The 25,065-nt window shown below is 37.5% G+C and carries 21 protein-coding genes; 5 read left to right on the top strand and 16 right to left on the bottom strand.

The annotated features are described in order from the left end of the window. Position 1: 1 nt before the first annotated feature. Positions 2-220 carry a hypothetical protein gene (locus HX124_RS03990; protein ID WP_107006990.1) on the bottom strand — a complete coding sequence of 73 codons (219 nt, stop codon included), beginning with the start codon at positions 218-220 and terminating at the stop codon, positions 2-4. A 215-nt stretch (positions 221-435) separates the two neighbouring features. On the opposite strand from HX124_RS03990, the gene HX124_RS03985 reads away from it, so the two are divergent. After that, the gene (locus tag HX124_RS03985) at positions 436-1,197 is read left to right on the top strand and encodes a 3-oxoacyl-ACP reductase (RefSeq protein WP_107006989.1); all 762 of its coding nucleotides are present in this window, start codon (positions 436-438) and stop codon (positions 1,195-1,197) included. 266 nt (positions 1,198-1,463) lie between these two features. Here HX124_RS03985 and HX124_RS03980 read toward each other — a convergent pair whose 3' ends face one another. The 10 genes from HX124_RS03980 to sdhC form a co-directional block, all read right to left on the bottom strand. After that, a complete protein-coding gene (locus HX124_RS03980; RefSeq protein ID WP_286382023.1) occupies positions 1,464-1,979 on the bottom strand; it encodes a hypothetical protein in 516 nt (171 codons plus the stop codon). 144 nt (positions 1,980-2,123) lie between these two features. After that, positions 2,124-3,014, bottom strand: a complete 891-nt coding sequence (gene sucD, locus HX124_RS03975; protein ID WP_107006987.1) for a succinate--CoA ligase subunit alpha — start codon at positions 3,012-3,014, stop codon at positions 2,124-2,126. A 12-nt stretch (positions 3,015-3,026) separates the two neighbouring features. After that, positions 3,027-4,190 carry an ADP-forming succinate--CoA ligase subunit beta gene (sucC, locus tag HX124_RS03970; protein WP_107006986.1) on the bottom strand — a complete coding sequence of 388 codons (1,164 nt, stop codon included), beginning with the start codon at positions 4,188-4,190 and terminating at the stop codon, positions 3,027-3,029. A gap of 168 nt (positions 4,191-4,358) precedes the next feature. Continuing rightward, positions 4,359-5,795: a dihydrolipoyl dehydrogenase gene (gene lpdA, locus HX124_RS03965; RefSeq protein WP_107006985.1), complete on the bottom strand. Its 1,437-nt coding sequence runs from the start codon at positions 5,793-5,795 to the stop codon at positions 4,359-4,361. 60 nt (positions 5,796-5,855) lie between these two features. Then, positions 5,856-7,067, bottom strand: a complete 1,212-nt coding sequence (gene odhB / locus HX124_RS03960; RefSeq protein WP_107006984.1) for a 2-oxoglutarate dehydrogenase complex dihydrolipoyllysine-residue succinyltransferase — start codon at positions 7,065-7,067, stop codon at positions 5,856-5,858. Next, the gene (locus tag HX124_RS03955; RefSeq protein ID WP_286382022.1) at positions 7,067-9,904 is read right to left on the bottom strand and encodes a 2-oxoglutarate dehydrogenase E1 component; all 2,838 of its coding nucleotides are present in this window, start codon (positions 9,902-9,904) and stop codon (positions 7,067-7,069) included. The genes odhB and HX124_RS03955 overlap by 1 nt, the downstream gene beginning before the upstream one ends. 577 nt (positions 9,905-10,481) lie before the next feature. Further along, positions 10,482-11,192: a succinate dehydrogenase iron-sulfur subunit gene (locus HX124_RS03950; RefSeq protein ID WP_286376668.1), complete on the bottom strand. Its 711-nt coding sequence runs from the start codon at positions 11,190-11,192 to the stop codon at positions 10,482-10,484. Positions 11,193-11,206: 14 nt separating this feature from the next. Next, positions 11,207-13,105, bottom strand: coding sequence for an FAD-binding protein (locus tag HX124_RS03945; protein ID WP_286376667.1), 1,899 nt, complete (start codon positions 13,103-13,105; stop codon positions 11,207-11,209). Positions 13,106-13,117: 12 nt separating this feature from the next. Beyond that, the gene (gene sdhD / locus HX124_RS03940) at positions 13,118-13,483 is read right to left on the bottom strand and encodes a succinate dehydrogenase, hydrophobic membrane anchor protein (RefSeq protein ID WP_107006980.1); all 366 of its coding nucleotides are present in this window, start codon (positions 13,481-13,483) and stop codon (positions 13,118-13,120) included. Next, positions 13,483-13,872 carry a succinate dehydrogenase, cytochrome b556 subunit gene (gene sdhC / locus HX124_RS03935; RefSeq protein ID WP_107007113.1) on the bottom strand — a complete coding sequence of 130 codons (390 nt, stop codon included), beginning with the start codon at positions 13,870-13,872 and terminating at the stop codon, positions 13,483-13,485. Before sdhC ends, sdhD begins: the two co-directional genes overlap by 1 nt. 1,067 nt (positions 13,873-14,939) lie before the next feature. On the opposite strand from sdhC, the gene gltA reads away from it, so the two are divergent. Further along, positions 14,940-16,214, top strand: coding sequence for a citrate synthase (gene gltA, locus HX124_RS03930; protein WP_107006979.1), 1,275 nt, complete (start codon positions 14,940-14,942; stop codon positions 16,212-16,214). Positions 16,215-16,274: 60 nt separating this feature from the next. Here gltA and HX124_RS03925 read toward each other — a convergent pair whose 3' ends face one another. Further along, the gene (locus HX124_RS03925) at positions 16,275-16,916 is read right to left on the bottom strand and encodes a hypothetical protein (protein WP_502872804.1); all 642 of its coding nucleotides are present in this window, start codon (positions 16,914-16,916) and stop codon (positions 16,275-16,277) included. 116 nt (positions 16,917-17,032) lie between these two features. Further along, a complete protein-coding gene (locus HX124_RS03920) occupies positions 17,033-17,698 on the bottom strand; it encodes a YARHG domain-containing protein (RefSeq protein WP_286376665.1) in 666 nt (221 codons plus the stop codon). 163 nt (positions 17,699-17,861) lie between these two features. On the opposite strand from HX124_RS03920, the gene HX124_RS03915 reads away from it, so the two are divergent. Then, on the top strand, positions 17,862-18,527 hold the full coding sequence (locus HX124_RS03915) for a DUF2306 domain-containing protein (RefSeq protein WP_286382020.1): 666 nt from the start codon (positions 17,862-17,864) through the stop codon (positions 18,525-18,527). A 21-nt stretch (positions 18,528-18,548) separates the two neighbouring features. Here the strand turns inward: HX124_RS03915 and HX124_RS03910 are convergent, their stop codons facing one another. From HX124_RS03910 to HX124_RS03900, 3 genes are read right to left on the bottom strand one after another with little or no spacing between them, the layout of a single operon-like run. Beyond that, positions 18,549-20,354: an NAD(P)-binding domain-containing protein gene (locus tag HX124_RS03910; protein WP_286382019.1), complete on the bottom strand. Its 1,806-nt coding sequence runs from the start codon at positions 20,352-20,354 to the stop codon at positions 18,549-18,551. A 21-nt stretch (positions 20,355-20,375) separates the two neighbouring features. Further along, the gene (locus HX124_RS03905) at positions 20,376-21,221 is read right to left on the bottom strand and encodes an SDR family NAD(P)-dependent oxidoreductase (protein WP_286382018.1); all 846 of its coding nucleotides are present in this window, start codon (positions 21,219-21,221) and stop codon (positions 20,376-20,378) included. A gap of 30 nt (positions 21,222-21,251) precedes the next feature. Further along, positions 21,252-22,208, bottom strand: coding sequence for a metal-dependent hydrolase (locus tag HX124_RS03900; protein WP_107006974.1), 957 nt, complete (start codon positions 22,206-22,208; stop codon positions 21,252-21,254). A 362-nt stretch (positions 22,209-22,570) separates the two neighbouring features. Between HX124_RS03900 and HX124_RS03895 the strand changes: the two genes are divergently transcribed. Further along, on the top strand, positions 22,571-23,074 hold the full coding sequence (locus HX124_RS03895; RefSeq protein WP_286376660.1) for a hypothetical protein: 504 nt from the start codon (positions 22,571-22,573) through the stop codon (positions 23,072-23,074). A gap of 361 nt (positions 23,075-23,435) precedes the next feature. Next, on the top strand, positions 23,436-25,061 hold the full coding sequence (locus HX124_RS03890) for an NAD+ synthase (RefSeq protein ID WP_286382017.1): 1,626 nt from the start codon (positions 23,436-23,438) through the stop codon (positions 25,059-25,061). Positions 25,062-25,065 lie beyond the last annotated feature (4 nt).

Genomic DNA, 25,065 nt, shown 5'->3' with positions numbered 1-25,065 from the left:
ATTAACGGTGTTGATGTGATGGACGATTTTGATTCCAATCTGGTCGGCTTGGGCGGTCATGATTCCAATTTGGACGATTTGGACGGTCTTTATTCCAGTGTGGGCGATCATCACGATCATAACCTGAATGATGACGATTAGGATGATCATCTAATGGCGCAACAATACAACCAGTTAATGAAACACCAAGCAATCCAACCAATAGCACTTGTTTAAGCATAGCATTTACTCACTTAATTTATTTTGTCTATTGATAAGATATCGCTTGGTGATGTAGAGCTACTGGACACTCTGTGTAAGTCTTGTATAAAACTCACACTTATTTAATTCATATTTCTATATTCATTGTTATATTTTTCAAATAGGCTTGCAGAATAGCTTTATTGAACTGATCTACTGTTAAAATATCATTATTTTTTAATTTAGAAGCTAAATATGGACATTCAAGATCAAATTGTACTTGTTACAGGTGGAGCACGTGGTTTAGGTTTAGCCATTACACGAACTTTACTTCATCAAGGAGCACGTGTTGTCGTAAATTATTACACAAGTGAACAAAGTGCTTTACAACTCAGCCAAGAATTTCCAGAGCAAGTTTTTAGTTATAAAGCTGATGTCACCAAGCTTGAAGAGGTAAACATCATGTTCCAAAAAGCAAAGCAACATTTTGGGCATGCAATTACATCTGTGGTGAACAATGCTCTACTCAACTTTCAATTTAATGGTGATGCAAGACCAAAAGTTGAAACATTGAACTGGCAAAATATGCAACAACAAATTGAAAGTGCGGTTAAAGCAACATTGAATACCACCCAAGCTGCACTTGAAGATATGAAAAAAGACCATTTTGGTCGAATTATTAATATCGGAACAAATCTCGTGCAAAATCCTGTGGTTCCTTATCATGATTATACAGCCGCAAAAGCTGCACTATTGGCATTTACTCGTACTACAGCACAAGATTTAGGACAATATGGCATTAATGTCAACATGCTTTCTGGTGGCTTACTACGTAAGACCGATGCCAGTTGTGCCACCCCAGATTTTGTATTTGATTTAATCGCACAATCTACGCCATTAAAAGAAGTTACAACACCAGAACAATTTGCTGATGCTGTTTTATTATTTTTATCACCGTGGTCAAGAGCGGTTACTGGGCAAAATTTAATTGTAGATGGTGGTTTAGTAAAGGGATAAACCTATTCACCCTCTTCTAATCTTGCATCATATATTTCTGTAAAGCTAAATGAATTTTTTCAGTTTATACATTCACCTATTATATTGAAAAAATTAGCAAAAATTTATTATTGGACAAAGAAAATCTGTTTATTTTCCTTGTCCAATAGCACAACATTTATGCTGTCTGTCGTGATATTTAAAATGATGTTATGGAAATTTTTCCAAAAAAATGAAATGCCATTTAAAAAATGACGCGCTCAGAAAATCAAAAAAATAACGAAAAATTACAATGCTTTAGTCCAATAAATACGTACCATTTGCCCACGATCATAAGGAAAACTCGATAAATACTCGTACCCTAATGTATTATTTTTATTGAGTTTAAATTCCATTCCATACCCCATTGAGATATTCAATCCTTGTACTTCTTGATGGATCGACTGACCTGCGCTAATTCTATTTTTAAAATCATCAGATGTAAAAGCAGTATAATTAAAAAGCTTAAAACGCTCGTCAGCATAAATTTGATTACTCAAAACTGAATAGTTTTTTAACTCCTGTTCGTGTTCTTCCGCGAGTTTTTTTTGCTCCTGATTCAAATCTTCATTTGCAATCTCAGTCGCTTTTTCTATATCTATTTGTTGATTTTTATCTTTTTTCAAATGTTTAAAAAAATCATATTTGATGAAAGACGTTTTATTTTTTATTTGATCATTATTTTCTAAATTTACTTGATCTGCTGCGATCGCATAGGTTTCTAGACAAAATAGAAAAATACTGCAATAGATTTTACCCGTCATTATTGTCCCATGACATTTTTAATCCAATTGATTTAAAAAACTATAGCACTATTTTGAACAATAGCTTTGAATATTTTCCGATTTTCTTTCATAAAAAAGAGGAAGTTTACACTTCCTCTTCTGAGTAACTCAGTTTAAATCACTTTAAACTAAGCCTTTACTTTTTAACAATTCAAGCATTGTTGAACCCAACTCAGCTGGGCTACGTGTATATGCCATGCCCGCTTTTTCAAATGCTGCAAATTTTTCTTCGGCTGTTCCTTGACCACCTGAAATAATCGCACCTGCATGTCCCATACGCTTACCTTTTGGCGCAGTAACACCAGCGATATAACCAACAACAGGCTTTGTTACATTTGATTTGATATATTCAGCTGCTTCTTCTTCCGCAGTACCACCAATTTCACCAATCATAATGATTGCTTCAGTTTGAGGATCTTCTTGGAATAATTTTAAACAATCGATTTGGTTCATACCTGGAATCGGGTCACCACCAATACCAATACAAGTAGACTGACCTAAACCAAGCTTCGTTGTTTGTGCAACTGCTTCATAAGTCAATGTACCTGAACGTGAAATTACACCAATTTTACCTGCTTGGTGAATATGACCTGGCATAATCCCAATTTTACATTCACCTGGTGTAATAATACCTGGACAGTTTGGACCAATGAGGCGAGCACCATTACCATAAGTTTCAAGGTAACGTTTTGCTTTGAGCATGTCTAAAGTTGGCACACCTTCAGTAATCACAACAATCAACTCAATACCTGAGTCAACAGCTTCAACAATTGAATCCAGTACAAATGGTGCTGGTACATAAATTGAAGTTGCATTTGCGCCTGTTTCTTTCACAGCTTCACGCATGGTATTAAATACAGGTAAATTTAAATGCGTTGTTCCACCTTTACCTGGCGTCACACCACCAACAACTTTTGTACCATAAGCAAGAGATTGCTCAGAGTGAAAAGTACCATTTTTACCTGTGAAACCTTGTACCAATACTTTGGTGTCTTTATTTACTAATACGCTCATGATCGATACTCCTTACGCTACTGCAGCAACAACTTTTTCTGCAGCATCAGCAAGACCTGTCGCAGAAATTAATTTCAAACCAGATTCATCAAGTAATTTTGCACCCAATTCCGCATTGTTTCCTTCTAAACGAACAACAACAGGAACAGTGACATTTACTTCTTGAACTGCTGCAATAATCGCTTCAGCAATCATGTCACAACGTACAATTCCACCAAAAATATTAATCAATACAGCTTGAACAGAAGTATCTGAAAGAATAATTTTAAATGCTTCGATAACACGATCTTTCGTCGCACCACCACCAACATCAAGGAAGTTTGCAGGTTGACCGCCATAAAGTTTAATGATGTCCATCGTTGCCATTGCAAGACCAGCACCATTCACCATACAGCCAATATTACCTTCAAGCGCAACGTAATTCAGATCAAATTCTGATGCTTTTAATTCACGTTCATTTTCTTGGGACTTATCACGCATCGCTGCGATTTCAGGTAAACGATAAAGCGCATTTGAATCGATACCCACTTTGGCATCAACACATAAAATTTCACCATTTTCACGAACTGAAAGTGGGTTAATTTCAAATAAAGCAAAATCATTTTCAATGAAAGCTTTATATGCACCCGTCATAATCGTGACAAATTGATTGATTTGTTTGTCTTTTAATCCAAGTTGGAATGCAACATCACGTGCTTGGAAAGGTTGTAAGCCTACTAATGGATCAACTTCTACTTTAAAGATTTTTTCAGGTGTTTCTTCAGCAACTTTTTCAATTTCTACGCCACCTTCAGTCGATGCCATAAAAGTCACACGACGTGATGAACGATCTACAACCGCACCCAAATAAAGTTCGCGTTCTACAGGATAAACATCTTCACAAACTAAAATGCTATTTACAGGTTGTCCATTTGCATCTGTTTGATAAGTTACTAAGTGTGTGCCTAATAGGCTTTTCGCATATTCAGCTGCTTCTTCGGCAGATTTTACAACTTTAACACCACCTGCTTTACCACGACCACCTGCATGAACTTGGGCTTTCATGACAGCAAATTTGCCTTCAATCTGCTCAAACGCTGCCGCTGCTTCTTCTGGTGATGTAATTAAAATGCCTTCTTGAACTGGCATACCATATTTTTTTAACAGCGCTTTCGCTTGATACTCATGTAGATTCATTTTTTACCTTTTACTACTTTTCACGTTGTTATTACCACCAACACTTAAACGTCCATCGCTTTAAATATTGGCATTTATTAAAATTTGTTCTTCTATATTTAGATGATTATTCAAATAAAAACAACCATCTTTTTAAAAAAAGAGCGGTCGGAACCGCTCTATTTCATTTTATTTACGTTTACGCTGGATCGCGTGAATCGCACGTCCATCTACAGCAAGTGCTGCTTCATGGACGACTTCTGAATAAGTTGGGTGACCAAAAGTCATCAACTGTAGATCTTCAACACTTGATACAAATTCAAGTGCGATCATACCTTGGTGAACGATATCAGAAGCACCAGGACCAATCACATGCATACCCAATAAACGGTCAGTTTTTGAATCAGCAACAAATTTCACAAAACCTTGAGATTCGTTTGCTGCTAAAGCACGACCATTCACCGCAAATGGGAATTGACCTGTTTTAACTTCGTGACCTTTCTCTTTCGCTTGTTCTTCAGTTAAACCAACCCAAGCCGCTTCTGGATGTGTATAAATCACAGAAATGATGGTGTCATAGTTCACTTGAGCAGCATGACCGTGAATACGCTCAACCGCCATTACGCCTTCTTCCATTGCTTTATGTGCAAGCATTGGACCACGTACCAAGTCACCAATCGCATAAACACCTTCAACAGATGTTAAGCACTGATCATTCACTTCAACCAAACCGCGCTCAGTCAATTTAATGCCTGAATCTTCAGCCAATAAACCTTCTGCATATGCTTTACGACCAACACAAACGATGAGTTTATCAAACGCTTCAGTTTTGTCTTCGCCAGCTTGGTTATACTGAACAGTCACTTGACCATTGTTGATTTCAGTACCAGAAACTTTAGCGCCAATACGAATATCTAAACCTTGTTTAGTCAAGATTTTTTGATATTCTTTCGCAAGTGCTTTGTCTGCCATTGGTAAGAATGCATCTAATGCTTCAAACACAACAACTTCAGAACCTAGACGACGCCATACTGAACCAAGCTCAAGACCGATTACACCCGCACCAATCACACCTAAACGTTTAGGAATTTCTTGGAATTCTAATGCACCAGTTGAGTCAACAATTAAGTCTTCATCAACTTTTGCAACTGGAATATTTACAGGAACAGAACCTGTTGCAAGGATTACATATTTAGGTTCTAAAACTTGAACATCAGCACCTTCTAATGGTGTGAATTCAACTTTTTTACCTGCAAGTAATTTACCAGTACCTTGTAACCACTCAATGCCGTTGCCTTTTAATAATTGAGCAACACCACCTGTTAAGTTATCTACAACTTTGTCTTTACGAGCAAGAAGCTTTTGAAGATCAAGTTGTACATTTTCAACAGTAATCCCGTGTACATCTAAGCCATGAAGCGTATCTTCATAGTGATGTGAAGAATCTAAAAGTGCTTTAGACGGAATACAACCTACGTTTAAGCAAGTACCACCTAGTGATGGCTTACCTTTGTGTACACGTTTTTCGATACACGCAACTTTGAAACCAAGCTGAGCAGCACGAATCGCTGCTTCATAACCACCTGGTCCACCGCCGATTACAACTAAGTCAAATTGTTGAGACATGTTTATCTCCAAAAACGAGCTTAGAGGATCGCCCTAAGCTCGTATTGTTATTCTAAAGAATTAAAGGTCAAGGATAAGACGAGCTGGTTCTTCTAACAATTCTTTGATTGCTACAAGGAAACCTACAGCTTCTTTACCATCGATTAGACGGTGGTCATAAGAAAGTGCCAAGTACATCATTGGTAAAATTTCAACTTGACCATTTACAGCCATTGGACGTTCTTGGATTTTATGCATACCCAAAATCGCTGTTTGTGGTGTATTCAAAATTGGTGTTGAAAGTAATGAACCGAAAGTACCACCATTAGTAATAGTGAACGTACCACCAGTCATATCTTCGATACCTAATTTACCATCACGCGCTTTACCAGCATATGCACGGATACCATTTTCAACTTCAGCATAGTTCATGCGGTCAGTATCACGAAGTACAGGTACAACTAAACCACGCTCACTTGACACAGCAACACCGATGTCATAGAAACCGTGATAAACGATGTCATCGCCATCAATAGATGCATTTACTGCTGGATAGCGTTTAAGCGCTTCAGTTGCAGCTTTAACGAAGAATGACATAAAGCCTAAACGTGCACCATGGCGTTTTTCAAATGCGTCTTTATATTGAGCACGCATTTCCATGATTGGTTTCATGTTCACTTCGTTGAACGTTGTCAACATCGCAGTTTGTTGCGTTGCAGCAAGTAAACGCTCAGCAACACGCTTACGAAGACGAGTCATTGGAACACGTTTTTCAACACGTTCGCCTACAGCAACGCTTAATGGCGTTACAGAAGCTGCTGGTTTAGCTTGATGATTTGCAACATCTTCTTTAGTGATACGACCACCACGACCAGTACCATCAACATCAGCTGCTGCGATACCTGTTTCAGACAATGCTTTACGTACTGCAGGAGCTTGGTCTGCCACTTGAGCACGTTCAACAACAGGTGCGTTACCTGCTTGAGTTTGTGCAACTGCTTGTTCAACTTTCTCTTCAGACTGAACAGCTTGAGTTTGTGCAGCGCCAGAAACAGCACCTGCTTCAAAAGTTGCAATCACTTCAGCAGAAAGCACAGTATCGCCTTCATTTTTGATGATTGCAGAAATAGAACCGTCAGCAGGAGCAACAACTTCTAAAACAACTTTATCTGTTTCAATATCACAAATTACTTCGTCACGTGATACAGCTTCACCTGGTTGTTTGTGCCAAGTTGCAATTGTTCCATCAGCAACTGACTCTGGAAATACAGGTGCTTTAATTTCGGTTGCCATTATTTAGATTCTCCTGATTGATCAGCGACGATCGCTAAAGCGTCATTTACAAGCTGAGCTTGTTGTTTTGCATGCAAATAAGGTGAGCCACACGCAGGTGCAGCTGAAGCTTCACGCCCCGCATAGCTAATTTGAACTTGTTGACCTGCTTTCATCACGCCTTCATATAGACGTGGAGCAATGAATAACCAAGCGCCTTGGTTTTTCGGCTCTTCTTGACACCAAACAAGTTCTTTTACGTTTGGATAAGTCGCCAATACTTCAGCAAGACGTTTTTCTGGGTACGGATAAAGTTGCTCAACACGTACGATTGCAATGTTCAAGTTTTGTTCACGACGTTTTTCAAGTAAGTCGTAATAAACCTTACCACCACAAAGTACAACACGTGTTACATCTTGTTTATTGATTTGATCTACTTCATCAATCACAGTTTGGAATGTACCAGTTGCAAGCTCTTCTAAAGTCGAAGTTGCAAGTTTGTGACGAAGCAATGACTTCGGTGAAGTCACGATCAATGGTTTACGGATTGGGCGAACCGCTTGACGACGCATTGCATGGAAAATCTGCGCTGGTGTCGTTGGCGTAATCACTTGCATATTTTCTTCAGCACATAACTGTAAGAAACGTTCTAAACGTGCAGATGAATGCTCTGGACCTTGACCTTCAAAACCATGTGGAAGAAGCAACGTTAAGCCACACACACGTTCCCATTTGGTTTCACCAGATGAAATGAATTGGTCAATAACGACTTGTGCACAGTTAGCAAAGTCACCAAACTGAGCTTCCCAAATAATTAAACTTTTTGGAAGTGTAGTTGCATAACCATATTCAAATGCAAGAACCGCCATTTCTGACAATAATGAGTCATAAATTGCAGTACGTGGTTGGTTTTCTTTTAGGTTACATAATGGAATGTAAACTGAACCATCAACTTGGTTATGTAATTTTGCATGACGATGCGAGAATGTACCACGACCAACGTCTTCACCTGTCAAACGAACAAGGAAACCATCATCAAGAATAGAAGCATAAGCAAGTGTTTCTGCTGCACCCCAGTTCAATGGCATTTCACCAGTTTGCATTTTCAAGCGATCATCAATCACTTTAGATACTTGACGTTGCATCACGAAGCCTTCAGGCAACTCACGCATTTTACGACCAAGTTCTTTTAAGCGTTCGATTGGGAAAGTTGTATCCCAGTCATCTGTATAATCATGACCAAGATATGGTGTCCAATCGACAAACATTTTTTTGTTTGGTTCAAGAACAAGTGCATTGGCAACATGACGACCTGCTTCAAGGTCTTCACGATATTTTTCAACCAAAGCATCGGCATCAGCACGATCCAACACTTTTTCTTGTACAAGCTGATCAGCATAAAGCGTACGAGTTGTCGCTTTTTTATTGATCACTTGATACATCATTGGTTGAGTTGCAGCTGGCTCATCCGCCTCGTTATGACCACGGCGACGGTAACAGAACATATCAATCACAACATCTTTACGGAATGTATGACGGAAATCATGTGCTAACTGTGCAATAAACAATACAGACTCAGGATCATCACCATTCACATGGAAGATCGGCGCTTGGATCATTTTTGCAATGTCAGTACAGTATTCTGTAGAACGCGCATCACGTGGATCAGAAGTTGTAAAGCCCACTTGGTTATTCACCACGATATGAACTGTACCACCCACTGTATAACCACGAGTTTGTGACATTTGGAAGGTTTCTTGGTTGACACCTTGACCTGCAAATGCAGCATCACCGTGTACAATCACTGGCAATACATCATCACCACCAATGTCTTTACGGCGTACTTGGCGTGCACGTACAGAACCTTCAACTACAGGTCCAACGATTTCTAAGTGAGATGGGTTAAACGCCAATGCCAAGTGAACTTCACCACCTGGAGTCATTACGTTTGATGAGAAGCCTTGGTGATACTTAACGTCACCAGAACCTTTTTTATGTAGTGCTTTACCTTCAAACTCACCGAACAAATCAGCAGGGTTTTTACCCATGATGTTTACAAGTAAGTTTAAACGACCACGGTGTGGCATCCCGATCACAACTTCTTTACAACCTACAGAACCTGCACGTTGAATCAGTTCGTTGACCATTGGAATGAAAGATTCGCCACCTTCAACGCCAAAACGTTTAGCACCAACATATTTATTACCAAGGAATTTTTCTAAACCTTCGGCTGCTGTTAAACGTTCAAGTACGTGTTTTTTCTGGTCAGCAGAAAAATTGAATTGACCACGTGCACCCTCTAGGCGTTGTTGAATCCAACGTTTTTCTTTGGTATCAACAATGTGCATATACTCTGCACCAATAGAAGCACAATATGTTGCTTCCATCGCTTCAACCATTTCACCTAAAGTCGCTTCGGTTTTACCAATTGCAAGATTACCAGCATTAAATACGGTATCTAAATCTGATTTGGTTAAACCATGCGCTGCAAGATCTAAATCAGGTACGTCTTCACGTTTCGCCAAACCGAGTGGATCAAGTTTTGCTTTTTGATGACCACGGTTACGGTATGCCGCGATTAGTTGTAAAACACCAATTTGACGACGTTCATGCTCAGTACTTACTTCACTTTGCACAACAGGCTGAACACGACTTGAATTACGACCTAATAATAAAAATTGCTCACGAATATTTCCATGTGGTTGATCACCTTTAGGGAATTTATCGAAATATTGCTGCCAATCCTCGCCTACTGAGGTTGGAGAAGATAGGTACTGCTCGTAAAGCTCTTCAATATACGCTGCACTATCAGCGGAAAGTTCAGTATCAAGACGCAGTGCGTCAGCAATTTCTTGCATTTGTGGACCCATTTCCTATTGCAAAAACATTAGAGGGTGCTTTTTAAGCACTCCCATGATTGATCATGCCAAATCGGTAAATTGACATTCACCCATCAGGTACTTATGACCATGGGGCGTTACAACATTAGCTCAACACTAATGCAAATAATGAATCATAACGCCCTCATGGCATCATCACTCACTGATATACTCAACCAAGGCTGAGCAATTTTTTGCAAATCGACTTAGAAAAAATAAATATTCAGATTTATTTTTTCTAAAACGACTTCATTTTTATTCATATAAATAGTTATAAACCTATATGAAGCAGTCTTATGTTGAAAATATGTACGATAATTAAGTACTTTTTCACACTTATGACGGTTTGTTAAATCGTAACATGAACTATAACATCAATTGATTTTTTTGACACATACCTCTTATAAATTGGCGAAATACATGTGTTAAATAATCTACTATCATTCGCCCATTTATATAAACAATCCATACAATAAATCACTAAATTCAATTCATTTTTAAACTCAATAAAAAAGCGCACATCAAAACATGATGTGCGCTTTCTTTTTCAGCAAAATTAGCCTGCTTGGTCGAGCAACATGCTACGGATATGACCGATCGCTTTCGTTGGGTTCAAACCTTTAGGGCAAACTGACACACAGTTCATAATCCCTTTACAACGGAATAATGAGAATGGGTCATCAAGACGCGATAAACGATCTTGAGTTGCTGTATCACGAGAATCAATAATGAAGCGATATGCATTCAATAATGCTGAAGGACCCAAGAATTTATCAGGGTTCCACCAGAATGATGGGCATGAAGTTGAACAACATGCACAAAGAATACATTCATACAAACCATCAAGATGTTCACGATCTTCAGGAGATTGTAAACGCTCTTTTGGTGGCGCAGGCTGGTTATTGATCAGGAATGGTTGAATCTTGTCATACTGATCGTAGAACTGATTCATATCCACAACTAAATCTTTAACCACTGGTAAACCTGGCAATGGACGAATCACGATTTTTTCTGGTAAATCGTTTAAGTTCCATAAACAAGCAAGACCATTTTTACCATTGATGTTCACGCCATCAGAACCACAGATCCCTTCACGGCATGAACGACGGAAAGTCAATGATTCATCCTGTACTTTCAATGCAAGAAGAGCATCAAGCAACATACGGTGCTTATCAGTCAATTCAAGTTTAAAAGTCTGCATGTACGGTGCTTTATCCTTATCAGGATCATAGCGGTAGATTTCGAATGTACGGGTACCTCTACTCATCTTAGTTCTCCCAATTAGAATGTACGTGGTTTAGGTGGAATTGGATCTACAAGTAATGGCTTATAGCGTACTGGTTTGTACTCTAAGTGATTATCTGCTGAGAACCATAAAGTATGTTTCATCCACTCATCATCACGACGACCATATGGGTAATCTGCATGATCAGGTGGTAACTCGTAATCTACAACCGTATGCGCACCACGACATTCTTTACGCGCAGCAGCAGAAATCAAGGTCGCTTTTGCTACTTCGTAAATATTTTCAACTTCTAAAGCTTCAATACGTGCAGTGTTAAATACTTTAGATTTGTCTTTTAAGTGGATGTTACGTACACGTGGTTCAATCGCAAGAATTTGTTTTACGCCTTCGTCAAGCAATGCTTGAGTACGGAATACACCTGCGTGATCCTGAACGATGTCACGGATTGCATCTGCAACTTCCTGCGCATTTTCACCTGATGTAGAGTCATCAAGTTGTTTAATACGAGCAATTGTATTTTTAAGTACGGTTGTAGGCAGTGGTGTGTAGTCATCGCCATGATGTTTAGTCACGTAGTCAATAATGTGTTCACCAGCCGCTTTACCAAATACAACCAAGTCAAGCAGTGAGTTCGTACCTAAACGGTTTGCACCATGTACAGATACGCAAGAACATTCACCAATCGCATAGAAACCTTTTACAGGTTTAGTGAAGTCACGCTCACCACCATTGTGCGAATAAACACCAGTGTCCTTGTTATAGTTTGCAACAAGTTCCTGAGTTTCAGCAGACTCTGGAAGTACCACTTGACCATGAATATTCGTTGGAATACCACCCATTTGATAATGGATTGTTGGTACAACTGGAATCGCTTCTTTAGTGATATCCACGTTTGCGAATTTTTTACCAATCTCAAATACAGATGGTAAACGCTTCATGATGGTATCAGCACCCAAGTGTGTCATATCAAGTAAGATATAATCACCTTTAGGACCACAACCACGACCTTCTTTGATTTCTTGGTCCATAGAACGTGATACGAAGTCACGTGGTGCCAAGTCTTTCAAAGTTGGTGCATAACGTTCCATGAATGGTTCGCCGTCTTTGTTACGAAGGATTGCACCTTCACCACGACAACCTTCAGTCAACAATACGCCTGCGCCCGCAACACCCGTAGGGTGGAATTGCCAGAATTCCATATCTTGTAATGGAATACCTGCACGAGCTGCCATACCAAGACCGTCACCAGTATTGATATATGCGTTAGTCGATGCACGGTAAACACGACCAGCACCACCAGTAGCAAACAATGTTGCCTTACCTTGGAATACTGCAATTTTACCAGTTTCTTGGTCAATCGCTGTTACACCAAGGACATCACCTTCTTCGTTACGAATAAGATCAAGTGCGATCCACTCTACAAAGAATTGAGTGCCCATTTTCACGTTGCTTTGATAAAGCGTGTGAAGAAGCGCGTGACCTGTACGGTCAGCAGCAGCACATGCACGTGGAACTGGCTTTTCACCATAGTTCGCTGCGTGACCACCGAAAGGACGTTGGTAAATTGTACCATCAGCATTACGGTCAAATGGCATACCAAGGTGTTCAAGCTCATAAACAACTTGAGGTGCTTCACGAGTCATAAACTCGATTGCATCTTGGTCACCTAACCAGTCAGACCCTTTCACGGTGTCATAAAAATGGTAGTGCCAGTTATCTTCTTGCATATTACCAAGAGATGCACCAATACCACCTTGAGCCGCAACCGTATGTGAACGTGTTGGGAATACTTTAGTTAGCACTGCAACTTTCAAACCTGCTTGAGCAAGCTGATAAGATGCACGCATACCTGAACCACCACCACCAACGATGACTGCATCGAAAGTTTCGTGTGGAATATTTGTGTAATCTTCTTTAGGGATTATAGCGCCCATGATTGTTTCCTATCAATTCGCCCAAAAAATCTGGATTGCCCAAATTGCGTATGCAAATACTGCAATAATCACTGCAGACGTCAACACAAGACGCAGACCTGAAGCTGAAGGACCCATTTGACGTGTAGTCACATAGTCAGTGAATACCTGCCACATACCAATCCAAGCGTGTGCAACAAGAGACAAGACTGACAATAAAGATAAAATCTTCATTGGCAATGTCATCATAAAGCCTTTCCATTGTTCGTAGTCAAATCCGCCATTGCACAGAATCCAACCAAGCACAACAACAGTATAAACAGCTAAAACAACAGCACTCACACGTTGGATATACCAATCACGAGAACCTGAACCCGTTAAACCTGTAGCACTTTTCATTAGAGAACAATCCATACAAATGATGCGATAACTGAGATCGCAGCCAAGATTAATGCAATTGTAGCTGCAACACGACCACTTTGCAGTTCTTCAGCAAAACCAAGGTCAGCAAGTAAGTGCTTAATACCCATAATCAAATGGAATAATAAGCCTGCTACAAATACCCATACAACAAAACGTACAACGAAGCCGCTAAAGATTGCTTGCACTTGCGCAAAACCTTCAGGCGTAGACAATGATTTGTCTAAAAGCCATAGAAGTACCGGTACGAGTAAAAATACGATGACACCTGAAAGACGGTGTAGAATTGATGCAATAGCCACAGGGGATTTTAAGTTTACATCTAAAACTTGACCCATGGACAAATTGACAGGTCTGTTGCTTTTCACAGCGGGCATCCTGTAAGTAAAAACTCCATCCGGAGTTTGTTGGAATTAATTCGAAGGAAAGCTGGCATTGTTAGGCAAGCAAATTGCCTAAACTTATAAACGACACTGAATTATAAATCGTGAACTGTCAAAATACAAACGATGCGATTTGGCTTTTTAATGAAAAACTCTACAAATAAGAATCATTTATAACAAAATATCTCATCATACAAAAAATTAAAATCAATAAAACCATGCTATCTATTTATTTTTTAAACATTTAATTTTAATATGCCAATATATTTTTATTTATTTTTAAGTTTTTTAAATTTTAGACTAAAGCACAACATAAATACGAAACTGTGTTTTATTTAAAATTTCAATCATTAATCATATTCAATCATGAACGGTATATAAAGATATTTATAAATTAAACACTACCATTATTTTTAAAATAAATAGTGCATATCATTAATATAATATTTAACTTAAGAGTTTTTGAACAGAAATAAGTACTTAGTTTGTGAATAAATCAATTTTAGTTTTAAAAATAGCAAATAATTGTTTATTTTTAAGACGGAATTTAGCATATTTTTCGCACTAAAGATCATTTTTTAAACAGTAAAAACTTTTTTCAAACTATTTTTTAACCAATCAATAATGAAAATGAAAAAAAATATTTCAATCATTTTTGTGTGGTTTTTTCACACAGTATTAATTTTTATGAATTGTAAGTCATGGTAATTAGATGGTTTTAGGTGATTTGCATACTTTTAACAATATTTAAAAATTCAATAATTTTTAGGCTTTGATCACTATTCTTGTCTAGCAAGATCAATTATTTTTATGCACCAAATCTAGAATTTGCCTTATTATACTGAGCCGATACTGTAATTTTATTTAAAATTCTTTGAATGAGATTGCATGACTAAGCTACTGTGCTAACGTCACTTTTTATCCATAAGTATAATTGACAAAATTTCAGTACTCACTAAGCTAATAGCAATTTTTGATCTGTCTAACTTGTTTGGTAACAAATAACAATTACAAGTTAGATAAAACATTCACCAGGACAGGAGATCAATTGAATGTCTGCAGCAACTGGCAAAAAAGCCGTTTTACAACTTGATGGCAAAGAAATTGAATTACCAATTTACAGTGGTACATTGGGCCCAGATGTAATCGACGTTAAAGATGTATTGGCCGCAGGTCACTTTACTTTTGATCCTGGTTTTATGGCAACTGCTGCTTGTGAATCAAAAATCACATTCATCGATGGCGGCAAAGGTGTTCTTTTACACCGTGGTTACCCAATCGACCAACTTGCGACTCAAGCTTCTTACTTAGAAACTTGCTACTTATTATTAAGTGGTGAACTTCCTACTGCTGAACAAAAAGCTGAATTTGAAGCAAAAGTACGCAACCATACTATGGTACATGACCAAGTAAGCCGCTTCTATAACGGTTTCCGTCGTGATGCTCACCCTATGGCTATAATGGTTGGCGTTGTTGGTGCACTTTCTGCGTTCTATCACAATGGTTTTGATGTTGAAGATGTAAACCACCGTGAAATTACTGCAATTCGCTTAATTGCAAAAGTTCCTACACTTGCTGCTTGGAGCTACAAATACACAGTGGGTCAACCATTCATGTATCCACGTAACGATTTAAGTTACGCTGAAAACTTCTTGTACATGATGTTTGCTACACCTGCTGACAAAGATTACAAAGTAAATCCTATCCTTGCTAAAGCAATGGATCGTATCTTTACACTTCATGCTGACCATGAACAAAATGCGTCTACATCTACAGTACGTTTAGCGGGTTCTACTGGCGCTAACCCTTATGCATGTATCGCTGCGGGTATCTCTGCGCTTTGGGGTCCTGCTCACGGTGGTGCAAACGAAGCTGTTCTTAAGATGCTTGATGAAATCGGTACCGTTGAAAACGTTGCTGACTTCATGGAAAAAGTGAAAACTAAAGAAGTTAAACTTATGGGCTTCGGTCACCGAGTTTACAAAAACTTCGATCCACGTGCGAAAGTAATGAAAGAGACTTGTGACGAAGTTCTAAGCGCTCTTGGTATCAATGATCCACAATTAGCACTTGCTATGGAACTTGAACGTATTGCACTTTCTGATGAATACTTCATCAAACGTAACTTATACCCTAACGTAGACTTCTACTCAGGTATCATCCTTAAAGCGATTGGTATCCCAACAGAAATGTTTACTGTAATCTTCGCTCTTGCACGTACTGTTGGTTGGATCAGCCACTGGTTAGAAATGCACAGCGCACCTTACAAAATCGGTCGCCCTCGTCAGCTTTACACTGGCGAAACTCAACGCGATATCAAACGTTAATTCGTTATACGCTTTGACCATAAAAAAACCACCTTTTGGTGGTTTTTTTATTACTTCAATTTATCGAATTTTAAAGGGTATTTTATCTTCTTTTATGGTCACTTTAGCGCCTTTACACGCATTTGATGTTTTACTTGTTCTCAATACATAATCTGCCTCAGCAACTACTTTTAATGTACTTTCAATATTCTCTCCAGTTTTACAATCTTCTTCACCTAACTTTTCACTATAACGCCCTGGATAACTTGAAGATTCAGCCGTCGCAACCACATAAGCTTTCCAACCATCAAAATAAACTAAGTCATCTCGACTAGAGACTTCACCCTGACCAGAACTTGCAGAAGTCAATTGCACAAGTTGAATCGGCTTGCTTTTAGCTTGAGCATTATAAATTTTAAATCTATTGGCTTGCCCGCCATATTCAAGGATTTGTGACTGCTTTAACTTTGGTCGAGTCAAAATATAACCACCCCAAAAATTGCGCCCTGCATCTTGAAATTCCACACCAGACAAGTAAGCGACCTCTCCTGATTTTAGTCGTACAGCCTGCGTCTTATTAATATCAATTGCATTTTTTGGTGTTGCATAAGAATCATCTAAATTCGTTAAAGTTGAAATAATTTCTTTTGATGTAGGCGTTGCTGCAAAGCCTATAGAACATACAAACACGCCAACCATCAAACAAATACTTTTTTTCATCATAAGTTTGCTTTCTCTATTTCAAATCAATAGCACAATAGAATTTTTGCAAAAACCAAAATAATCACAGATTGATTGAAAAAATTAATATTAAAAGTCACTTCCCGATTTCAGTTTTATTAGCGCCCCCATTCCATCTTTTCCATATAAGGACGAACTTTTTTAATTCGCTGAATATTGGTCTTTTCAATTTGTGTAAGCTGATTTTCAACATTGGTACTGCACGGCATATACCAATCTGCTTCACTAAAAGCATTCGCTATTTCTTTATTTGCAAATGAATAACCATGACGCGCATAAATACTATTACGCATATAATCAAGTTCATCAGGTGGAAGTTGTAAATCATCATCTTTTAGCAAACGATTTGAAGCCTCTGCAAATGAACCTTCATTTTTTGCATAACGACACTGCTGTGGTTTTAAGTCAAAATATTTAGGTTTTACTTTAGCGGTTGTAGATTCCCAACTCGATTGTAGTGTTTTAGGCTGATTTTCACTGACTAAAAATGTAAATGTACCACTACTTGCTTTAGGACCACTTTCAACCGCCGTGATTTTATAACCTTGTGAAGTTGCTTGAACTTTGCCTGAGAAATTCTGCTTATTTTTACCTAAAATACTGTAGCCCTTGACCTGATTACGATCAATTGACTCAATAAACACCCCTATTTTTTGCCCATCATAAATACCTGACCAAGAGGTTTTAAGCTGTTGTATATTCAATGCAAAACTCGATTGCATGACAAAAAAAGGCAAGCAAAACATAAATAATTGCTTTTTCATTGTTATACCTATGTATGTATTTATATAAATCTCCACTATAATTTTAATTCAACTTTAACTTTTTTTAAGATTGAAAACGTAAAATTTTATCAAGATTTTTAGTCATCATTTACAAAACGACTTCACTGATATTGATCTTGCATAAAGCATGCAGAATACAACCATGAAAAAAATAGAACTCAGAAACATTTTCTTGATTTTTATACTGATGATTTATCTATATTTGAGTCTTCTCATGGTTAAAATTTGCCTACAATATTTTCCTTGGCAAAATGACACTAATTTTCTAGCCTTAAAACAAGACGTCATTCACACGCAACCTTGGCGCTTTGCCTTCCAAGCTCATGTCATTGTCAGTTCATTGATTTTAATCGCAGGTTTCACTCAATTTTCGAGTCAAATTAGACAAAAACTCCCAAAAATCCATCGTTATAGTGGTTGGCTTTACATTACAACTGTCTTAGCTTTTGCCTTACCTAGCGGCTTTATTATGGCACTTTCAGCCGCAGGAGGTTGGCAAACACAGCTATGTTTTATATTACTGAGTATTTTATGGGGAATGACTACTTGTATTGCTCTCTATAAAATTTTTCAAAAACAATGGAAAGCTCACCAAAATTGGATGATTCGTAGTTTTGCTTTAGGGCTTTCAGCCTTAAGTTTAAGAACATGGAAAATCGTTTTATATCAGCTACAACCTTATTTTGATTGGCTTACACCACTTCATATTTATCAACTTGAAGCATGGTTAGGTTGGACAATTAATCTTTTGATTGCAGAAATCATTATTTTTAGATTAAACAAAAATAAAAGCCCTAAACTAAGTTAGGGCTAAAATTCTTTCAATAACTTATGATGCTGTATCGTAATGCTTCAAATCTAAATCTTTTAACTGATTTTTTAACTCTTGCAATGACCACGGCCAAGCTGCAAAGTTACGACCATTTTGATCTAAATAATAAGACTTACAACCCCCTGCATTAAATACTGTCGTTTTCAGATTTCTTTGCACTTTCAAATTATGATAACGCACAACATTTTTCTTAATTTCAATACGTTTAATTTTCTGGTCACGCATTTTCAATAAGCCACTGATAATATAATCCAGTTGTGCTTCTGCAATACCAATAAAAGAGTCATAAACTAAAATATTTGGACCTAATACCAAGAACGCGTTTGGTACTTTTTCAATACTTGCACCCAAGTAAGCTTCTGGAGAGCTGTCTTTCCATAACTCAGACAATAATACACCGTCTGAATTCGTGACACGCTGTCCAATAGGTGGATGAGAAACCTCAAAACCTGTGCCCCAAATAATCACATCAACTTCATGACGCTCACCATTGGCAGCAACCACTGCATTACCATCTATTTCAACCAAACCATGTGGAATGAGGCTCACATTATCTTGTTGTAAAGCAGGATAATAGTTGTTAGCAAATAATAAACGCTTACAACCAATATCAAAGTTTGGTGTGACATCTTGACGTAGTTGCTCATCTTGAATTTGTAATTTAAGCAATTGTTTACTTAAAAAATTAACAGGCTTTAAAATCTTTGGATGACGTAAACCAAAATTAATACCATTCAAAATTTGTGCAATACTATTACGCCAAGTTTGTTGAATCACAGGGAAACGTTCAACAATGCCTTTTGCCGTATCCCCTAATTCACGATCAGCTTTTGGTAAAACCCAAGGAGCTGTACGTTGGAATACAAATAACTCTTTTGCTAATGGCTGTACTTGCGGAATAAATTGAATCGCTGATGCACCCGTTCCAATGACCGCCACACGCTTACCTTTAAGATCATAATCATGATCCCAACGTGCAGAATGGAACATTTTACCTTTAAAGCCTTCAATACCTTTAACTTTTGGCATAGAAGGCTCTGTGATCGGACCTGTTGTGAAAATAGTCGTTTTTGCTTGATATGAACCTTTTGAAGTTTCTAAATGCCAAACTTGCTGAGCTTCATCCCATTTCGCACTCAACAGCTCATTGCCAAATTCAATTTTCCCACCCAAATCATGCTTTTCTACAACCTCTTCTAAATAGCTAAGAATTTCTGGTTGCTTCGCAAATAAATGACTCCATTTATGACTTGGCGAAAAAGAAAATGAATACAATGCTGAAGGCACATCACAACCACAGCCTGGATAATTATTATCACGCCATGTACCACCAACGCGCTCAGCTTTTTCGAGCACAATATAATTATGATAACCTGCTTGATTCATTTTATAAGCAGCGGCAATTCCTGAAATACCCGCACCCACCACAATCGTGTCATAGACATGAACGGGTTGAGGTTTTTTCACTGTTGCTTTTGCTTCAGCTACAGTTGCTTTTTCTTCAATCGCTTGTGATTTTGCAATTACTTTTGGTGCTTCAGCTTTTTCTTCCACAACTTTTTCAGGTTGAATCTGTGGCTCTACTTTTGCTTCAAGCTGAGCTTCAGCTTTAGGTGCTTTTGGCTCAACCGTTGTTTGCTTTACCTCAATTTTTGGCTCAGCTTTTACTTCAGCTTTCGCTGCTGCTTTCACTTCCTCTGGTTGAGTCACTTGTTTGATCTCTTCTACAGTCGTTGTTTGTGACGCTTTTTTCGCTGTTGATTTATCTTCTGGTAACTGATCTACGGTACTTTCTGTTGTCATTTTTTTATCTCAAATGTTGGCTTATTTCATAAACTTATCAAATATTGGATAACCAATTCCCAATGCTTTGGTATACAGTGCAGGCGATGCACGTTTTAAAATCCAAAATAATTTAGCATCAGGTTGAGGAATGGTATAAAGCTTGCCTGCGTCTAAATTATTAAGCGTTTTAATTGCTACAGCATCACTTGTCGTAAAAGCATGATTCATTAATAAATCATCTGCTACGCCAGAATAACTATCAGGCAAGCGTCCATTTTTCATAATATTGGTGGGTACAAGTGTTGGACAAAGCACATTGACACTGATTTTATCTTTACGTAATTCAGCCGATAAAGTTTCAGATAGCGCTAAAACACTTGATTTGGTTACATTATAAGCCGTCATTTCAGGCGCGGCAGTATAACCTGCTGCTGATGCGACATTAATAATTGCACCATATCCCTGCTGTTTAAACTTAGGTACAAAATAATGGCAGCCATAAATCACGCCCCAAAGATTAATATTGACACACCACTGCCAATCATCAAGGGAAACCTCGTCAAATTTGCCTCCCAACCCTACACCTGCATTGTTGATGACCAAAGTGACTGCATGATTCATTAACTTTTCAGCATTTTCAGACAATGCCTTAACTTGTGTCTTATCCGTTACATCACACTGTACGGCAAATGCTTTACCTGAAGTTTGGCTTGCGATTAACTGTACTGTTTCTTGTGCAGCATCTAAATTAATATCTGCACAAACAATTGTTCCGCCACGCTTTGCAAGCTCCAAAGCAAAGCTACGACCAATTCCACTTCCTGCACCTGTAACTACAGCATATGCATTTTGTGTTGGCTTTTTCTTTTTCGAAAAAAATCCCATTGAGTTCTTCCATTTAACTTTTAAATTATTTTAAACACGGAGTGCAGGAATAAATTCTTTAACAAAAAATGGAGTTAATACGCCATTTTCAGGGTTCAATAAAGTTTCTTTGTAATATTCTAAGAACTCGGTTGTATCGTGGTCATTTGGATGGAAATCTGGGCGTAAATAGTCAAAAATATGTCCCCATGAACTTCCGTATACACCATCTTTTAAACCAAAAATTAAGCTAAAGCTGCGTGGAATATCTTTCCAATAACTCCAACTAATTAAATTACTTGGCTTACGATAAAAAGGAACCAATAACGATGCGACTGAAATAAGCACTAAAATCGTAATCAAAGCAGGGAAAAAGCCCGCAATACGTAATGCATAATTATTTGATAAAGTTTGGAACACATCATAAGCAATATCTTTATGCTCAGACTCTTCAAGCATGTGCCACATCCAAATTGCACGTTGCTTTTCATCTGTAGATCTAAAGAAAATTTCTTCGTGGTTCATCATATATTCAGCAAGTACCGCAGTAAAATGCTCAATTCCTGCCATCAAAGATAACTTCATCGGTTGTGGCAAACGGTTAAAACCGTAATCAAACACATGACCTGCTAAGAAACGGAATAATTTAACAGGTAAATCACGTTCCATATAAGCATCATTTAATTCTTCATGCATTTTGGAATGAATCGCTTCTTGTCCAATTAATGATGTCACACGCTGTTTTAACAACGGATCTTTAATAAAATCACGATGATAACGCGCTGTATCGATGACTAAATCTTCACCTAAAGTCAGAAAAATAGACAACGAAGCAAAGTATGCGCTTGCCAATTCAGCATCCATATAAAATTTGTGATCCAATTTTTCTGGTTCAAAATTAAATTTCATATGACGAATTGGAATAATCGGGGTTTGCTCATCTAAACTAAAAGGAGAATTAGAAAATACTTTTGAAAAGATAGATTTAACTGGCTTAGTGAATAACATGGCTACATACTCTTTATTTGATTAATGTATAAACAGCAACTCATCCTGTGACCTACTGCTCATGTTTTGAGTAAAAACTCTATTGAATATGTAAAAATTACGCTAAGCTTTATTAAATACCATTAGCATTTGAGGTCATTGAGTTAGCATTTTATGACTATTTAAAAAATTGTTAGACAATATTTTTTGAGTTAACACCTATTAACAATTTTTGACCTCTAAGGCTATTTTCTTTTTCATATTTTTACGTTTTGCTCACTTTGCAATGCTACTTTCAATATGAAAATTCAAGCAAAATATCAGCTTCACGTCGAAATTTGATGATCATTTTTATCCATAATTTCATCCTAGGATTAAGATAAATGTTGTACTTTTATTGGTGGTTATTCAGGCTACTCGATATTGAAACATTTAAATGCCGTCGTTTAAGTCTAGGCGAAATCAAAATCAGTCAAATGGTTTTTGGAGATCTTATTGATTACTCTAAAGTTTTGATTATGAATCAGCCTTATCTCCCTTGGCAACCTGTTGGTATTTTAATGGCACCCAACGGCTGTATTCACATGAAAGATGCTGACTTTTTTGAGGATTTTTCTCAAAAAAACTTATCAACTCAAGCACTTTTTATTCATGAAATGGCACATATTTATCAGCATCAAAAACATGTTAATGTACTTCTCAAAGGTGCTATTTTACAAATTGCATTCTATATCACTTATGGAAAATATAACCCCTATACCTATAATTTAGAAAATCACAAAAAATATGAAGACTATAATATTGAACAACAAGGAGATATTGCTCGAGATATCTTTCTAAGAAAAATTAAGAACATTATTTTAGAAACTTCTGCAAATCATTTTTAAATATGTGGAGGTTTGCACAAAGAGTAAGATTTTCTCAGCATTTTTAATACATAAGAAACAAAATTAATCATCAAAAATCTTCGTTTTTTCATCAAAAACCTGTTAAATTCAAAAAGATGATAGAGAAGTTTTAGACAATCTTTTTAAACATCTAGCATCTGGCATGATTTTCGTTAAAATAGCTCAAGTCTGTAATTTTTGCCGTGCAAGAAATAAAGATTTTTTGTCATGAAAATGATTTTTTATTTTATGCCTTTTGGCAGTGTTTTAAATTTCCGAATCACACACTATTGAATAATTATATATAAATCAATCTATTGTGTGTAAACATACTACCCTATAGGAATAGGACAAGGTTTAAATGAAAAGTTTTAAAGTTGCTCTCGCGCAATTCTCTCCACATATTGGTAATATTGAAGCAAATGTTCAAAAAATGATTGAACAAGCAAATCAAGCAAAAAAACAAAATGCTGATATTATTGTTTTTCCTGAACTTTCAATAGTAGGCTACCCTGCTGAAGATTTGTTGTTACGCCCAAGTATAAGTAAACGTACAGCTCAAGCTTTTGAGCAATTACATACGGTTAAAGATATTGTCATGGTCTTTGGCTTTGTCAACACAACCGAAGATGGGCAACGTTATAACTCTGCGGCAGTCATGAAAGATGGGCAAGTGCTTGGTGTATATAACAAACAAAATCTTCCAAACTATAGTGTTTTTGATGAAAAGCGTTATTTTAATGAAGGTCATCAACACCTTGTATTTGAGTATTTAGGTCATAAATTTGGTGTACTTATTTGTGAAGACGTATGGTCACTTCAAACTGTGCAACAACTTGCTCAACTTAACGTAGAAAGCGTTTTAGTTCTCAATGCATCACCTTATGAAGTAGGTAAACCACAACATCGTATTGCAACATTGCAAGAACTTGCGAGACAAATCAACATTCATCTGGTTTATACCAACCAAGTAGGTGGTCAGGATGATCTCATTTTTGATGGTTCAAGCTTTGTAATTAACAATACAGGTGATGTTGTCTTACGTGCAGAAAGCTACAAAGAGCAAGTGTATTTCATTGATTATGAAATTGAAAATAAAGCCTACAAAGCGGTTACCACTGCACCTGCCCTCGATACAATGGCTGAAATTTATCAGGCTCTAGTCATGGCAACACGTGATTATGTCGAACGTTCTGGTTTCCCAGGTGTCATTTTAGGTCTTTCAGGTGGAATAGACTCTGCACTTACTTTAGCGATTGCTGTAGATGCAATTGGTGCTGAAAAAGTACAAGCTGTCATGATGCCATATACTTACACTTCTCAAATCAGTGTTGAAGATGCCGCAGAGCAAGCAAAACGTATGGGCGTGACTTTTGGAATTGCCGAAATTCATCCAATCGTAAATAGCTTTATGCAAACACTGTTCCCATTCTTTGGTAACTCACCTGCGGATACAACAGAAGAAAACTTACAAGCACGTGCACGTGGCACATTGCTGATGGGTTTATCAAATAAATTTGGTAATCTAGTTTTATCAACAGGAAATAAATCTGAGTTATCAGTTGGTTACTGCACACTTTATGGTGATATGGTTGGTGGTTTTGCAGTACTGAAAGATGTTTATAAAACCATTGTATTTGAATTAGCAAAATACCGTAATAGTCTCAGTGAAACACCTGTGATTCCTGAGCGCGTGATTACCCGCCCACCATCTGCTGAGTTACGCCCTGACCAAAAAGATCAGGACTCTTTACCTGCTTATGATGTTTTAGATGCAATTCTTTATGCATATATCGAAGAAGATCAAAGCCAAGATGACATTATTGCCAAAGGTTTTGACAAAGATGTTGTCGAAAAAATAATTAAGCTTGTTGATCGTAACGAATATAAACGCCGTCAAGGTGCGATTGGTCCACGTATTACATCACGTGCATTTAGTCGTGAACGTCGCTATCCAATCGTGAATGGCTGGAAAGCAGGTGTTTAATCCT

This window comes from Acinetobacter sp. 226-1 (genome assembly GCF_030329325.1).
Classification (GTDB): domain Bacteria; phylum Pseudomonadota; class Gammaproteobacteria; order Pseudomonadales; family Moraxellaceae; genus Acinetobacter; species Acinetobacter sichuanensis.
The sequence above is the reverse complement of the archived record's forward strand: the minus strand, read 5'-3'. Positions and strand labels throughout refer to the sequence as shown.